8 protein-coding genes and 1 pseudogene are annotated in these 15,266 nt (G+C 43.4%); 4 read left to right on the top strand and 5 right to left on the bottom strand.

All coding sequences use genetic code 11. The annotated features are described in order from the left end of the window. On the top strand, nt 1-2,118 hold the full coding sequence (locus ATG66_RS05920; RefSeq protein WP_098414417.1) for a type I secretion system permease/ATPase: 2,118 nt from the start codon (nt 1-3) through the stop codon (nt 2,116-2,118). A gap of 106 nt (nt 2,119-2,224) precedes the next feature. Further along, nucleotides 2,225-2,386, top strand: a pseudogene (locus ATG66_RS21015) (mechanosensitive ion channel family protein); the annotation flags it as partial. 56 nt (nt 2,387-2,442) lie between these two features. Here ATG66_RS21015 and ATG66_RS05910 read toward each other — a convergent pair. Further along, nucleotides 2,443-4,059: an ABC transporter substrate-binding protein gene (locus ATG66_RS05910; RefSeq protein WP_098414416.1), complete on the bottom strand. Its 1,617-nt coding sequence runs from the start codon at nt 4,057-4,059 to the stop codon at nt 2,443-2,445. A 125-nt stretch (nt 4,060-4,184) separates the two neighbouring features. Here ATG66_RS05910 and mpaA point away from each other — a divergent pair, with 125 nt between their 5' ends. Next, on the top strand, nt 4,185-4,898 hold the full coding sequence (gene mpaA / locus ATG66_RS05905) for a murein tripeptide amidase MpaA (protein WP_098414536.1): 714 nt from the start codon (nt 4,185-4,187) through the stop codon (nt 4,896-4,898). 752 nt (nt 4,899-5,650) lie between these two features. Here mpaA and ATG66_RS05895 read toward each other — a convergent pair. The 4 genes from ATG66_RS05895 to ATG66_RS05880 form a co-directional block, all read right to left on the bottom strand. Then, the gene (locus ATG66_RS05895; protein ID WP_098414535.1) at nt 5,651-7,324 is read right to left on the bottom strand and encodes a DUF342 domain-containing protein; all 1,674 of its coding nucleotides are present in this window, start codon (nt 7,322-7,324) and stop codon (nt 5,651-5,653) included. 377 nt (nt 7,325-7,701) lie between these two features. Then, nucleotides 7,702-9,711: a tRNA(Met) cytidine acetyltransferase TmcA gene (locus ATG66_RS05890; RefSeq protein WP_098414414.1), complete on the bottom strand. Its 2,010-nt coding sequence runs from the start codon at nt 9,709-9,711 to the stop codon at nt 7,702-7,704. 120 nt (nt 9,712-9,831) lie between these two features. Next, complete coding sequence (locus ATG66_RS05885) at nt 9,832-10,806, bottom strand: ParB/RepB/Spo0J family partition protein (RefSeq protein ID WP_098414413.1); 975 nt, start codon at nt 10,804-10,806, stop codon at nt 9,832-9,834. A gap of 7 nt (nt 10,807-10,813) precedes the next feature. After that, nucleotides 10,814-12,031, bottom strand: a complete 1,218-nt coding sequence (locus ATG66_RS05880; RefSeq protein WP_098414412.1) for a ParA family protein — start codon at nt 12,029-12,031, stop codon at nt 10,814-10,816. Nucleotides 12,032-13,271: 1,240 nt separating this feature from the next. Here ATG66_RS05880 and ATG66_RS05875 point away from each other — a divergent pair. Continuing rightward, on the top strand, nt 13,272-15,242 hold the full coding sequence (locus tag ATG66_RS05875; protein WP_098414411.1) for a replication initiator protein RctB domain-containing protein: 1,971 nt from the start codon (nt 13,272-13,274) through the stop codon (nt 15,240-15,242). Nucleotides 15,243-15,266 lie beyond the last annotated feature (24 nt).

Genomic DNA, 15,266 nt, shown 5'->3' with positions numbered 1-15,266 from the left:
ATGAAAGACCCTTTGCTGAATTCGCTTATCTATGTAAGCCGTTACCATGGGTTAGCCAACTCGCCAGAAGCCCTAGTTAACGGGCTTCCACTGTCTGATGGCAAGCTAACTCCGTTTCTGCTTCCTCGAGCAGCAGAGAGGGCTGGATTAGTTGCTAAAGAAAATCGTTCAGAGCTGGGGAGAATCTCCAGCCTTATTCTGCCGGCAATCTTAGTGCTTAAAGGGGGCGACTCATGCGTTTTGAATAGTATCAATACAGAAACGCGAGAAGCCGAAGTCACGACCTTAGAAAGTGGAATGGTCCCCGTTTCCATTCCCTTACAAGACCTACTCGAGCAATACAGCGGACGCTACTTTTTAGTGAAAAAGTTATTCCGTTTCGATGAGCGCTCTCCTGAAGTACTCAAAACCAAACAAGGTCACTGGTTCTGGTCAACCTTCTGGCAGTCAAAACGCATCTACCGTGATGTTCTGATTGCCTCACTTCTCATCAACCTCTTTGCCGTAGCCGCGCCATTATTCACTCGCTTGGTGTACGACAAAGTCGTACCAAATCTCGCATTTGAAACCTTGTGGGTATTAGCAAGCGGCATCTTTGTGGTCTTCCTGTTTGATTTCATACTCAAGTCATTACGAAACTACTTTATCGATGTCGCTGGTAAGAAATCCGATATTCTGATCTCCTCTAAATTGTTCAGTAAAGTGATGGGGATAAGAATGGAGTCTAAGCCGCCTTCGGTCGGCGCATTTGCACGTCACTTGCAAGAGTTTGAGTCCATTAGAGAGTTTTTCACCTCAGCGACCGTCAGCGCGCTCATCGACCTACCTTTTGCTATTTTGTTTCTAATTATCATTTGGTTAATGGCAGGCGAACTGGTGTATATCCCAATGGTAGGAGTCGTGATTTTGATCATTCACTCACTGCTGATTCAAGGACCTCTTCGCCGCTCTATCGAAGAGGGTTCTCGTCTTGCCTCGCAAAAATACGCTAACTTGATAGAAAGCCTAGCCGGATTAGAAACCGTGAAAATGCTCAGCGCGCAAAGCCAATTCCAATACCGTTGGGAAGAGGCGGTCGCACACATGGCAAATTGGAACATTAAAAGTCGCCGCATTACCGACAGTATTCAAAACTCCGCTGGCTTTGTACAACAAAGCAGTAATGTCGGGATGATCATTCTGGGTGTCTACCTGATTGCTGAAGGTGAGCTCACAATGGGCGGCTTGATCGCGGCAACCATGCTGAGCGGTCGTGCGATTGGCCCGTTAGTTCAGCTCTCTTTGCTCTCAACTCGCTATAATCAAGCGAAATCTTCCATGACAATTATTAATCAAGTGATGGAGATGCCAGACGAGCAAGAAGAAGGAAAACGCTACATTCACCGCCCAATCATACAAGGTAAGATTGAAATTGACCGCGTAAGCTTTCATTACCCTGATTCCCCAGTGGCATCTATTCGGGAGATTTCTTTAACGATAAATCCAGGGGAGAAAGTCGCCATTATAGGCCGAATTGGCTCGGGTAAAACGACATTAGAACGCTTGGTTATGGGCTTATACAAGCCAACAGAAGGCCATGTTCGTATTGACGATACCGACATCGCGCAGCTTCATCATGTCGATATCCGACGCAACATTGGTTGTGTCGCGCAAGATGCGAATCTATTCTTTGGCTCTATTCGCGACAATATTACTTTAGGCCGCCCGCTGACCGATGACCGTGATGTATTGGATGCCGCAAACCGTGCTGGGGTGACTGCGTTTACCCAGTCCGATCCGGCGGGTTTGGAGCGTCAAGTTGGCGAAGGCGGTGCGATGCTTTCTGGCGGTCAACGTCAAGCGGTAACCATTGCTCGTGCGTTGTTGGGCCGTCCTCCGGTGTTACTTATGGATGAACCAACCAGCGCAATGGATAACCGCTCTGAGATGCACATCAAGCACCAATTAGCACAACTAAAACCGAGTGAGACACTGATCTTGATTACGCACAAAACGTCGATGCTCGATATCGTCGAGCGTGTGATCGTTATGGAAAAAGGCAGCATTATCGCTGACGGACCGAAAGCACAGGTATTAAGTGATTTGAAACATGGCAAAGTGCATGCTGTGAATAGCTGATATAACTTAAAACGTAAGAGAATGTTGTAAGTAAAGAAAGCTCTGCTCAATGAGCCGCTATGACAACGAGAGCCCCCACTCCATATCAAGCGTCAAGCCTGATTAACAGGAAATCAGTATGTTTCATGTGTTGATTAAACACGCTAATGGTAACTTGATCACTTATCCAAACAACCAGATATTGCAAAAAGCGGTATTAAAGTTGGCTAAAACCAAACACGAGTCAAAGCAAACGAAATCTCGGATTTACACCCGTATAAACAAATGAATCATCAAAAAAGCCGATGTACAAACATCGGCTTTTATGTAGTTAAAACGACTTCTTTATTTCTTGATATAGAGGTCTTTTGAGTAAACACGCCCTTCGACATTGTTCTTCGCGAAACCACCAACCGTTGGACGAATCAAGCGCGCTTGCATGTAATAGTAGATCGGTGCGATTGGCATATCTGTCGCGAGCAATTGTTCTGCTTGATCATAATAATCGTGGCGGATGCTTTCATCGGTTGCCGTTAGCGCATTTTCCATGACTTGGTCGTACGCTGCACTAGTGTAACGAGCAAAGTTACCAGAAGAACCAGAACGCAATAAACTCAAAAAGGTTGAGGCTTCGTTGTAATCACCGCACCAAGAAGCACGCATCACATCAAAATTGCCTTGTTTACGCGCGACTAAATAAGATTTCCACTCCTGATTCTCTAATTCAACCTTCGCCCCTAAATTTTGATTCAGCATTGAAGCAATGGCGACAGCGATCGATTTATTCGCTTCACTGGTATTGTAAAGCAGTTTGAACCTCAATGGATTTTCTTCACCATATCCCGCTTCTTTTAGTAATCGACGTGCCTTCTCATCACGTTGTTTTTGTGTCCAGTGACTGTATTCCGGTTGTGTGGCATCAAATCCAGCCGTGTATTGATGAGCAAAAGTGTAAGCTGGAAGGTGCCCCACTTGTGTTACACCATTCGTGATCACATCTCGCATGATGGAGTAGGACACGGCTTGACGCACACGCACGTCATCAAACGGAGGACGGGTGGTGTTAAATGCGTAGTAATAAGTACACAACAATGGCACCACGGTATAAGCTTGCTGATAATCTTGCTTGAGCTTTTTTGCCATGTAGGTTGGAATATCTGACGTAATATCCACTTCCCCGACTGCGTAGCGATTAATCGATGCATTTTGGTTTTCAAACGGAATGTAAGTGACTTTGTTTAAGTGAGTATTCGTACTATCCCAATAGTTGGGGTTCTTCACCAGCTCAATGCGCTCATTCACGACCCATTGATCCAGCTTAAAGGCACCGTTACCAACAAATTGTTTGGGATCGCTCCACGGTTTATCACTCTTTTTTAGCGTGGCTCTGTGCACTGGCATCATGGAAGTGTGTCCCGTCATGGCGACAAAGTAAGGAACCTTACTATCTAACTCGAAACGCAGAGTATGTTTGTCGACAGCCGTAATGCCGAGCGCTTCTAATGACTTTTTCCCCTCTGCCACATCTGCGATATTTTTGATCTTGGTTAGTTTGAGATACCACACATTGGGCGAAGCGGTTTGAGGAGCCACCGCGCGTCTTAACGAATAAACAAAGTCTTCTGCCGTGACGGGATCGCCATTCGACCATTTGGCATCTTTGCGTAAGTGGAAAATAAATGTCTGGTTATCTTTGGTGTCCCAAGATTCAGCAACACCAGGAATGAGATTGCCCTCACGATCTTGAATGACCAATCCTTCAAACAAGTCACGAATCACGTGCATTTCCGGTAGACCTTCCGCTTTTGCAGGATCCAACGTTGCAGCTTCCGCATCGTTAGCGCGCACCAAATGCTGTTCAGCAGCAAGTTGAACACCCTCTGGCAAAGAACCAGCAAAAACTGGAGTAGAGATAAATAGTGAGGAAATCAGTAGCGCCGTAAAATGTGTTTTTAAAACCATATTGTTTTCTTTCTCCTAACTCGTGTTGTGAAGCAAGCACCACAATTAACATGACAACCGTTGACGAGCGTAAACAGTTCGGTTTATGTAGTGATCAATACTACTTCATCAATCAGGAGATTACGGTGAGTCTAATTCCAAGAACGGAAAGAGCAGCCTTTTTAATTCAGCCAACATTATATGGGCAGTCGGTATTGGGTGCACCTTTACTTTACTTCCCTGCGCAAGTGGACAGTGACTCGCGAGGGCTAATTATCGCGGGCACTCACGGTGATGAAACATCTTCTATTGCAGGTTTGTCATGCGCACTGAGAAGTGTGCCTGCTGACAGTTTGAGACACGATGTGATCCTGTCTATAAACCCAGATGGAAATCAACTCGGTACTCGTGCTAATGCCAATCAAGTCGACCTTAACCGCGCCTTCCCAACCCAAAACTGGACGAAAGATAATACGGTATATCGCTGGAGCTCTCACACGCCAGTGCGAGATGTTAAAGTAAAAACAGGCAGTAAAGAGAAATTAGAGCCCGAAGTCGAAGCACTGATCAGATTAATTGAAGCGCGTAGGCCGAAATTTGTGGTCTCCTTCCACGAACCACTCGCCTTTGTCGATGACCCAGAATATTCGAATATTGCACAGTGGCTCAGTGAACAATTCAATTTACCAATAGTGACTGAAGTCGACTACGAGACTCCAGGCTCGTTTGGCACTTGGTGTAGTGAGCGCCTCTTACCTTGTATCACGGTTGAACTGCCCGCTATTTCGGTCGACCTCACTATCGAAAAGCATCTCTCCGCATTTATCGCTCTACTACAGTTCAATCTTAATCAAAAATAGAGAGTTAGAGCTATCGATAATGCCTCCTAGGTGGAGGGGAGATGTTATTACCTGAATTGATTTAATGCTTGGTATTTTTTATTCTGAAGATGAATTGGATGGTTAACTCTCCCAAACCAATATCGATGACGTAGTGACACTAACTGTGGTTTACAGTGTAAATAACAAGTTGACGCGACGAGCTTCAACACAAATTTGGTTAGCTGCATCTTTGCGTGCTTACGGCTCGCACCGTTTCTAATTTCTTTTGCTCACTTTTTGGTAAATGCTAACGCTTTGGATAAACAAGATATAACGAAAAATCACATCCACCGACGTGTAGAGTAAACATTCGATATGCTCTTTTTTTTGTCTTTGCTCGAGCTTTATCAAATTAAGATCAGCTAAATATGCTCGGCGCGCGAGCAGTTTACAGTGTAAAGCAGTACTGATTGAACCATTCATTTCCATACCGCCATTTGAGTGGGAAGAGTTGAAAGCCTCGACACTCAGCATACGACCCTTGAACATCATCTTTCTGTGTTTTTACATGTGGTCAAAAGATTAAATAATCCAAGGCCATGTAGCGCCCAATGCCATCGTTGGCGAATACCGTGGCTATTTGGCTTTATTCATCAAACAAGCGATGACAGTCATATTGGGTATCAATGTAAAACTATTAAAAGCTATAACTGAGATAACTTCCTAAATTGTCGAAAGTAAAAGCCCACGTTTTTAACCGCATAACTAAAAACGTGGGCTAAGTTAGATAGTTAAACGGCTGCGAGGCAATCTTTTTCCAAATTCGCAGAAACTTTAATTTCGTATTGATTAAAACAAAATATACTTCCGCCATGTGTGCGTTTGGTCGTCACCTTTTCATCTCCAAACTGCACCGTCACACGTGTAAAGACACGCTCCTTAGCTTCCACGACATTATCCTCTAACGCAACGTCAAACTCATTCTCGCTTTGTTCAAGCTTGTGCTGTACTTCTTCAAGACGACTATTATTTTTTGCTTTAAGTGCTTCAATCTGCGCTTGCTCTTCATTCGTTCGCTCTATTTTCGGGCGTTTTTTAAATTCGAGCTCTTGCCGGATCACATTCATCGTCCCCTCTTGCGCTAGCTTGTAATCTTCTTTCAATTTAGCAATGCGTTCTTTATATACAGAAAAATGTGCAAACGCTTCAATTTTCGTGGCCGTATCTCCTTCGACACCAAGTTGAGAACAAAGCACCTTACCCGCAACTTTGGCATCTCCGCCACTGAGCGTGCCATTTTTACCGGTTGCATCGAGCACAACAAGATTACGTCCACATTGAATATCGTTGTTCATGCTATGTACCGCAAGTTCGATATCTTCTCCTGACGTCAACTCACAATACTGAGCGTAGCTAGCGCGAATTGAGGCTTTCGTTTTGACGTGACAACTCTTTGGTTGTCCATCACTCACGTTATGACCAATAATGCCTTTACCAACTTGGATATCCCCTCTCGCCTCGACATCCGCAGACTCGATAAAACCGCCAACAGTGATTGACCCCGTAGCTTTGACGACCATACCAGATTCGACGTTACCGCCGATGATGACATTACCTTTGAACTTTACGTGCCCAGTGTTGATCCCAACACTATTGAGGCAGAGCGCATTATCCACTTCAATAGTTTTGTCTTTAATTAGTGGCGTGCCTGACACAGAAGCCACTAATAAATTAGGATCATGTTTACTAATTTCTGTGCCTTTCGCTGATTTCATCGGGCTATCTTTTCCCGCGAGCGGAGGAACAACACGTCCTTGAACGGTAAACCCAGGAGTGCCTTTCGTGGCAGGCGTGCGTCGCATCACTTCATCGCCAACTTCCACAGCAATCGTTTCACCGAGGTTGCGTAAATCAATTTTATCGCTAGAGGATTGGCCCTCTTTAGGTTTGAGAATGCGTTTGGTGATGTCTTTAACAAGCGGAGTGAAGATGGCGTCTTTCCCTTTGACGGGTTGCTTACCAACCGCTACAGGTTGAGAAAAAGTTTCACCGGGTTTCAGTTGAGCACTCACTACCATGACTTTTTTCAGCGCCAGCTTGTTAATGCCTTTGGATACTCGAGCTTGAGCAAGTGCTTGGACAATTTCAGGGCCGAGGAGTCCCCTTCCGCCATACGCTCCAATCACGGTCATACTCGCAAGCATGTCATTGTTAGACAGCTCTACATTAACTTGGGCATTGCATTTTTGCGCGATGACAATACCGTCGTATGCTTCTGCTTTTCGCTCTTTTGCGCAGTTAATAAATCGGACGACCTCAGCGTCATCAACCCACATTTTGTTAGCATCTATCTCAGCGAGTTGCTCTCTTAATTCCTCATGCTTGAGTTTTGCTTCAATTTCTCGCGGAAGGCGAGCAACAACCTTGCTTTCGTCTTCAGACAACGCTAGACACAGCTTCCACATACTCATACCAATCTACTTCCCTATTCCCTCCTCAGTTTACCCAAAACCATTTCATGAACAAACCTCGCATTGCTTATTATAAGGCTCACGTCACTAAAGGCCGTGACTAAAGTAGCTACGTTGTAAGCAGGATGTATTGATGCGCGACTCATCGCCCAAACTGGTCTTAAACGGTGAGATAGACCAATTTATTGGCTAGAGTAGCGATGTTATTCAGCTAGAATCCACCGAACCTCAAAGACAAGGTTTACAGTTTTAAGTGATGAACAGTTTGCTTTAAAGCTCAAATTAACTTGAACGAAAGGATAGAAACAAAAAGAGGGTTAAATTTACAGTGTAAAGTTAACCCTCTTCTCTTGCTTAATTTACAATGTAAATTACTCTAAATATTTTTTCACTTCCTCTCTTAATTGTTGCTCGACTTGCTTTCTTCCAGACAAACCAAATTGGTTTCCGCACTCGGCCCAATCTCGATTTAGAAAGAGTTTACTGATCATCAAATCGGACACAGAACCTAAACCACGTTGAAGTAATCGCTGTTGAAGCCACAACGAAACCGATTCAAAACTACTTCCTCCATGTGCATAACTCTCAATCAAAGCTTGTTTGGCAGGATGAAGTGCCTTCGACAAGGCTGAGTGTTGCAACAAAATACGAAAGAGGGAAGGTTCTAATTTTGGATACACATAAGCGACGTGACTAAACAACATTTCTTTAAATAACGTTTGCGACTCTGCTATCCATGCTTGAGCTTTTGATCCGCATTGACGAACCATTAATAATGAATAACTACCGCTGGCTGCATCGCGCATGGTTCCTAAGCGAATGGATTGGAACCCTGACTTCTGCCAAAAATGAATCAACTCTTCGGTTGCACCAAAGCTGGTCGATAGATAAGAAATGTGTGGCGCGACAAACAACTCAAGTTGTTGCAGCATTTTTTGACCGATACCTTGACCTTGTAATTCAGGATGAACCGCAATTCGCATCACACGTAAAGTCGACAACTCACCAACGTTAGCAAAGCCAAGCTGATTGACAATGGTAATAGGGGTTAAATGTCCTTTCGGACGACGTGTACCTAGCTGCACATCTTTAATCAACTCGGCGTCAAGCCCTCCCTCTTCTACCGTCAATAGCACTCCAACGATATCGTTTTTATGCGTTGCAATATAAACCTCACTGCGGTCATCTTGTAGAAGATGAATTAAATCATTAGGAGATGTTTGATAATGAGCGTTGACCAACAGCGCGAAGCACTCACGCAAAAGATTAGGTTTAAGAAGCAATGCTTGTTTATCGACTTTGCTTAAACAAACGGACTCAATACCTTCAATACTTTTGTAGGTTAACTCCGCATCCAATAAAAAGGCATCATATAGCCAAGATTCGAGCTTATCGGATTCACTCCAACGAATAGGCTGCTTCATGTGACACGTTTTGATGCCCGGCCGTTGTCGCTGTAACCATTCGATAAATTTGACCGTGAAGCCGCGCCCGCAACCTTCATAACCATGCACCGTACTTGAAAACACCAGACGATGATAACGCTCAGTCATACTTTTCAACATTGGAACCGGAATGGCAGCAGCTTCATCGACGAGCAATAAATCACATTCAGGTAAGCTTGATAACAATTCATCCGGCGCGATAAATTGAATATAACCCTGACCGATTTCCAATCTGTCTTTCTTAATACGCTGAGCATTGTGTACCAAACGCAGAGCATGTTGATAAACCGGCTCAACGGCTTTCATTGAAGGGGCCGTAAGTAAAATTCTAAGCGGCTTTTGTTGTAACAAATGCGCACAAGCGATGCCAAGCGCACTGGTTTTTCCTCGGCCACGGTCGGCAGTTAATACTAATGGACGTTTTCGATGTCCGGTGACGACTTTCTCAATCAAACAGACCACATGTTGTTGTTCTGAGTATGGGCTCTGTTTTTCTAAAGTAGTGCTTTCTGGTAACGCGGGTAGGTGTTTATGTTGTTCAAGCACGGTGAGTTTTTGCCACTGCATCTGTATCCATTGTTGGGCATAGTTAATGGATTGATGCTGATCAACAACAACGATAAGAATACCGCCACCAACTAACGCCCCAAGTGCCGCCGTGAAACTATTCGCATCAAAGTGTTGGCGAGCATCAAACAATAAAACATCACACTCTCTGCCCAACAACATATGTCCCTGCTTGGCCGATACACAGTCAGTGCTCTCCAATGACCAGTCACCGACACAAAACCAGCGTTGGTGATGTTGCGTTTTGTGAAACACAGAGACCAGGTCATCCTGCCATTTAGACTCACCTTGAAGTACGACACCGAAGCGTTGCCAAGACTGGTGGGCTTTCTGCTGAATTAATGAAAGGAAGTCAGATTGTGCGTACATTATGTTTACCTAACGTTGGACTCACACAATGGTATCACATCTTCATTTTTTCGCTGTGGTTCAACCAAACCTACAGGCATAAAAAAACCGCCCGAAGGCGGTTCAAAAGTGTTCGACGCGTTACTGCATTTTACTTTGAACAAAAGCGAGGATTTCTTCCATCAAACTGTCATCAACTTTTTTCAAATTCAAAGCAAGGTTACTGCCTTTACGACTGTAACTTGCTCGACCTTTTACAAGGTCAACTTTTTCAGCTTTCTTGTCAGGTTTTGCTGGTGCTAGTTCTGCAATCCAATGTTCGATGTGTTCGGTCACTTCTTTGGTCAAACGAGCGACGCCCTGAGCCGTACTACGCTGCCATAAAAAGCCCTCACTAGAGCGGCATTTATTAATTAGCTCTTGCTGCTGTTGTGGCGTTAACATCGAGAATTGTTTATGTAACTTAACAATCGTCGGACGTCCGAGGTCGCTAACGTTAGGGTAAGCTTGCAATAACTCTAACGGTAATGCTGCGGCCTTCAAAGCGCCACTAACCAACGCTTCACTGCATTGAAAAATGTTCGCGAGTGCTTTTTGATCTTCCGCTTCGCCACTGTCTAGTTTTGCCTGCATCTCTTTACCTTTCTCATACAAAGAGAGAGGTTTGTGCGCGTTCGCTACGTCCGATAGAAACCGAGCATGGTCTGTATTGATCTCGTCACCAACGTAAACCAAGAAATCTTGCTCAGCAAGAATACAAGACATACGACGACGGCTACCATCTAAGACTTCAATCTGGCCGTCTTTCGTTCGCCGGCCTACCGCTGGGTATTGTTGACCACGTTCTTTTAATGTAACCAATACATCGGACAAGGCATGTTCATTTAAGAACGATTGCTCACGAGCATTATCCACAAATACGGTTGTATCTGACGCGACTCTATCTGCCGGAATACGAACTAGCTCAAATTGAACGATGTTTTCACCAGCGACGGCCAACTCAATAGTTTGAGCTTTGTCTTTTGCCGCCGTTTGCGCCTCCTGAGGAGTGACAACACGGCGTTTATTGGTTTTACCAAATAATTTCGCGTTTAGTTCAGACGTTTTCAAAGCCATTTACTCATTACCCCTGATTCAATGACGACCAATTAGAGTGCAATACACGCTCTAACTCCAGTGCACTTTTATGCACAGCATCCTGTGCGGTTGCGAGTGTTTTCTTACCACCTTCAAAGTCGCTGATGGTCAGGTCAAACACGGTACTATAAGTATCCGCACACGTCTCAAACGCACGACTACGCGGAATGGTAGCCATCATAACTTGGTCACCGAGAAGATAGTTCATTTCAGTTAAAACAGAGACTTGTTTCTTATTGTCATCCTCAAACATGGTTGGCATTAAGCGAACAAACTCAAGACCATTCCAATCTTTCGGGAACATTTCATATACCGTCGGTAAATGCTGGAAGAAGTTTACTGTTGAAGCCCAGTCAAGACGCTTGGCCGCACAAGGGATCAGCAGGGCATTAGAGGCATACATGGCATTCCATACCAACGGATCAACGTGTGGACCGGTATCAATCATGATGATGTCAAAATCGTCAGAGATTTTCTCAATCAATTGTTCTTTAAGAAGACGTACAATATCTAGTGAAGGATCTTCCGAGAGTGTTTGCCACGCTTCAGCATTGAACATTGCATCTTCTGGAAACGCCGAAATCGACTTTAGGTTTGGGTATTGAGTTGGCAGCATTACATTCTTACGCAAGAATTCGCTATCAATTTCTACCCCATCCGGCACGTTACCTAACATAATATCGACGGCGGAATAGATATTATTGTGTTCAGCCATGCTGATTTGTGGATTGAGGAATAGACGCAAAGAGCCTTGTGGATCCAAGTCAATCAAACAAATACGGTAGCGTTTATCCAAATTCAGCGCTAAACATGCCGCTAAATGAACGGCTGTCATTGACTTACCTGTGCCACCCTTTTGGTTTTGCACGTTAATAACCCAGGGGTTATTAGCAACATTCTTTTTACGCTCATGGAATTTAGGCACTTCTGCCGCGTCCATTAACATATGCGCTTCTTCTAACGTAATAGAATAATGGTTAGCGTTATTCTTAGTGAATTGATGACCAGCCGATTCCATTTTACCGATAGCATCATCTAACTTGCGGCGAGTTAACCCTGATCGCGTTTCCATCATCGCTTTAGACATTGGAGGGAAGTAGTTGTCACTTCGCTCCTCTAAAACAATCTCAATACGATCCGCTTGAACTTGTTGCGTGAGCTCAGCTAACTCAAGAAGATTATCAATCGTTTTTTCTCTTTTCATGCCAAATTCCGTTGGAAGATTTATGCTTGCAATTGTACAGCAGTAAACAACAAAAACAACAAAAAGGTGCACGTTCATTTTGAACACCCATCACATAAAAAAACACCTAAATCGACGATTTTATGATTTATAGTAAAAAACATCCTCAATTTTAATCAAATAATCTCAGTATATAAGACAACTTACTCCGTAAGATTTTAACAGTTACAGCGTCACGCATTTACAATGTAAATCAATTTTTTACGGAACGATTATATTGATAAGCTAAACTACGGATTATGTTAGATCAACCTAATCTAAATGCGGATAACTTTAATTACTTGCATATTGAAATGGTCGACAGCTCTTGATCATGCATCCGAGCTAAAAGGAACCGTTTATGTTTAAATTTAACAGGAAGAATGATCAAGGGCATTGCTTGATCATCTTTCCGAGTATGATTGAAGCTACGAAAGCATGATCATGGAAAAACGAGGGGAAGTGCAACGAGAAAACATGAGTTAGATAAGATCCACGAAGCGGAAAGATGATCAAGACCGAAAATCTCTCGGAAGCATGAGTTTGTATCGCTATTTTACGGTAGGATGCAGATAGAACGGGGGATTAAGAAGAAGCACGACTATAAAGTGTGTGGAACAATACAATAACCATAATCAACTCTAATAACTGTTATTATCATGATCATGCTTCCTAAACTAAGCAGATTCAATGCATTGAAGGAGATATGTATAACAATTGAGGACATTTCAATCAGAAGGATAATTTCTCATCACTTCCGCACTCGAACCGATGAGATTGTTTACTCTTGATCATGGTTCCAAGCAAAAAAGCATCTTTTTATATACATAGGAAAGAGTCGATAAACTCAAGCAGGACTGATATTTGTGGATAACCTGTAAAGAGTTCATGATCATCGTTTCATTTCTTATTTGATCATGGTTTCAGAAACGTAATGATCATGCTTGCAGAGATATTTGATCATCGTTTCCTATCTATGTTGATCATGGTTTCAGTAAAAAGATGATCATAGTTCCGAAAGGGCTCCATGAAATATCAATACTTAACAATGACTTACAGCAACAAAAACAACCAGATCATTAGATCATATAATCATTTAAGATCATATTAATCAAAAAGATCAGTTATTTAAAAAAACAATAATTTTTCTTTCTTTATGATCTGTTTTTCTTTATTCTTCGGAAACATAGCATAACTACGGCTAGTGTGAACTGGATCTAAAATGACGGCTGATGAAAAAATTCTGATTAAAGCACCAAGAAGCCATAAGGATGGCCACCTTTTTGAGGTACATGAATCTTCTGCAGATTGGGTAGAGCAGTACCAGTATTTCAAAGGAGTGACCAAAAGCATTCTAGAGCTGCTGAATTTGATCTCGTTACGAGGCTTCAGCAGCAAAGATGGATTGGTGTCAACCACGGAGATTGTGGCGGCAACCGATGGTCAATTAACGCGAGCTGCCCTTCAGCAACGATTACGTGCAGCCGTCAATATCGGCTTGTTCACCCAAACACCAGTGCGCTTTGAAGAAGGGCTGGCGGGCAAAAGTATGCTACATAAGTTTGTAAATCCTAATCAGCTTATTTCAGTTTTGGGAGCAACCAGTCTTGTTACCGACAAAGTTCGTCAAAACGAGAAACAAAAACGTTCAAAAGCGTTAGCACAAACCCAAGTGAACAAACGGTTGTTGAATGAACATGGTTTAAATACACCACCCACAATGAAAGATGAAGCTGAGCAATTTATTGTTTCTCCAACCAACTGGGCAGGGATCATTGACCAAGCACTTGCTCCGCCACGTACACGAAAGAGTTATCAAAAATCGATGGTGTCGATCTCCGGTACCAAAGCCGTCATCGAAACACGTTCATCGAAAAATATTATGACCGTAGATGATCTGATGACGTTGTTTGCTTTGTTCACACTGACGGTTCAGTATCATGATCACCACAAAGATCAATACCATCTTGACGCCGCGCATGTACCCAATAAAACGCCATTATATATCACCGATATTTTGTCGTTACGTGGCAAAAAAGACAGCGGCCCAGCTCGTGATTCCATTCGGGATAGTATTGATCGTATTGAGTTTACCGACTTTCAACTGCACGAATTAACCGGGCGCTGGTTAAGTGAAAACATGCCCGAAGGATTCAAAAGTGATCGATTCCGTTTTCTTGCGAGAACGATCACCGCCTCGGAAGAGGCACCAGTTGAGGGGAGCGATGGTGAAATTCGAATTAAACCCAATCTGTATATCCTTGTTTGGGAGCCGTCGTTCTACGAAGAGTTACTTACTCGCGATTATTTCTTCTTGTTCCCACCAGAAATCCTTAAACAACACACATTAGTGTTTCAGATGTACTCCTTTTTCCGTAGTCGGATGGTACGCCGTCACACCGATAGTATGTTATTGAGTGAACTCAACCAAAAGTTAGCGCGTAACATCGAGTGGCGTCGGTTCTCAATGGATTTGATCCGTGAACTCAAACGTTTATCCGATGGCAAAGGAACGGACGATTTTTTTGTGGTCAATTTGTGGGGTTATCACTTAACGATCGAAACAATGATCGAGAATGACAAGGTGATGGATTATCAGATCGATATAAAATGTGATGTGGAAGAAGTACTACGTTACTCACGCGCCCGAACGACGAACGCAGGAAAGCGTAATATGGCGCCTACGCTGCCAAACCCATTACGTAATGAGATGGTTACCCGACAACAATTAGAAGAGCTCTCAGGCATCATTGACGGCGAATTTGAGCCTATTCAACGTAAAGCTCCGTCCCCAAGAGGAAATTTAGGCCGTCGAGTGAAGCAAAGAAAACACTTAGTGGAAATCAATGCTGATGAGATCACCATTACTCTATCTAAATATACCTCCCCAGAGGCTTTAGAACGCAGTATAACGGCTTTATCAGCAATGACAGGGCATACGTATGCCTCAATCAAAGAAGAGTGCTCAGAGTACATTGAGAAGCTAGATTGGTTGAGAGTAGAAGATCACCCTGTGCCATACGAAACATTGAGCAAAACGGTTGAGCTATTCAATACGCACAATGACATTAAGCACCTGACGATTGAACGCTTGATTGCGGGTTTAGCGGTTCGCCGAAAAGTTTGTCGACAGATTTTTGATGGGCATATGAATGAGATGGTTTTTCGTGCACTTGATGAAATGGCAATTTAAAGATGGATTGTAAGTATGCTTAAA

This window comes from Vibrio sp. ES.051 (genome assembly GCF_002563795.1).
In the GTDB taxonomy this organism is placed as follows: domain Bacteria; phylum Pseudomonadota; class Gammaproteobacteria; order Enterobacterales; family Vibrionaceae; genus Vibrio.
This window is presented reverse-complemented; position numbering and strand designations above follow the sequence as displayed.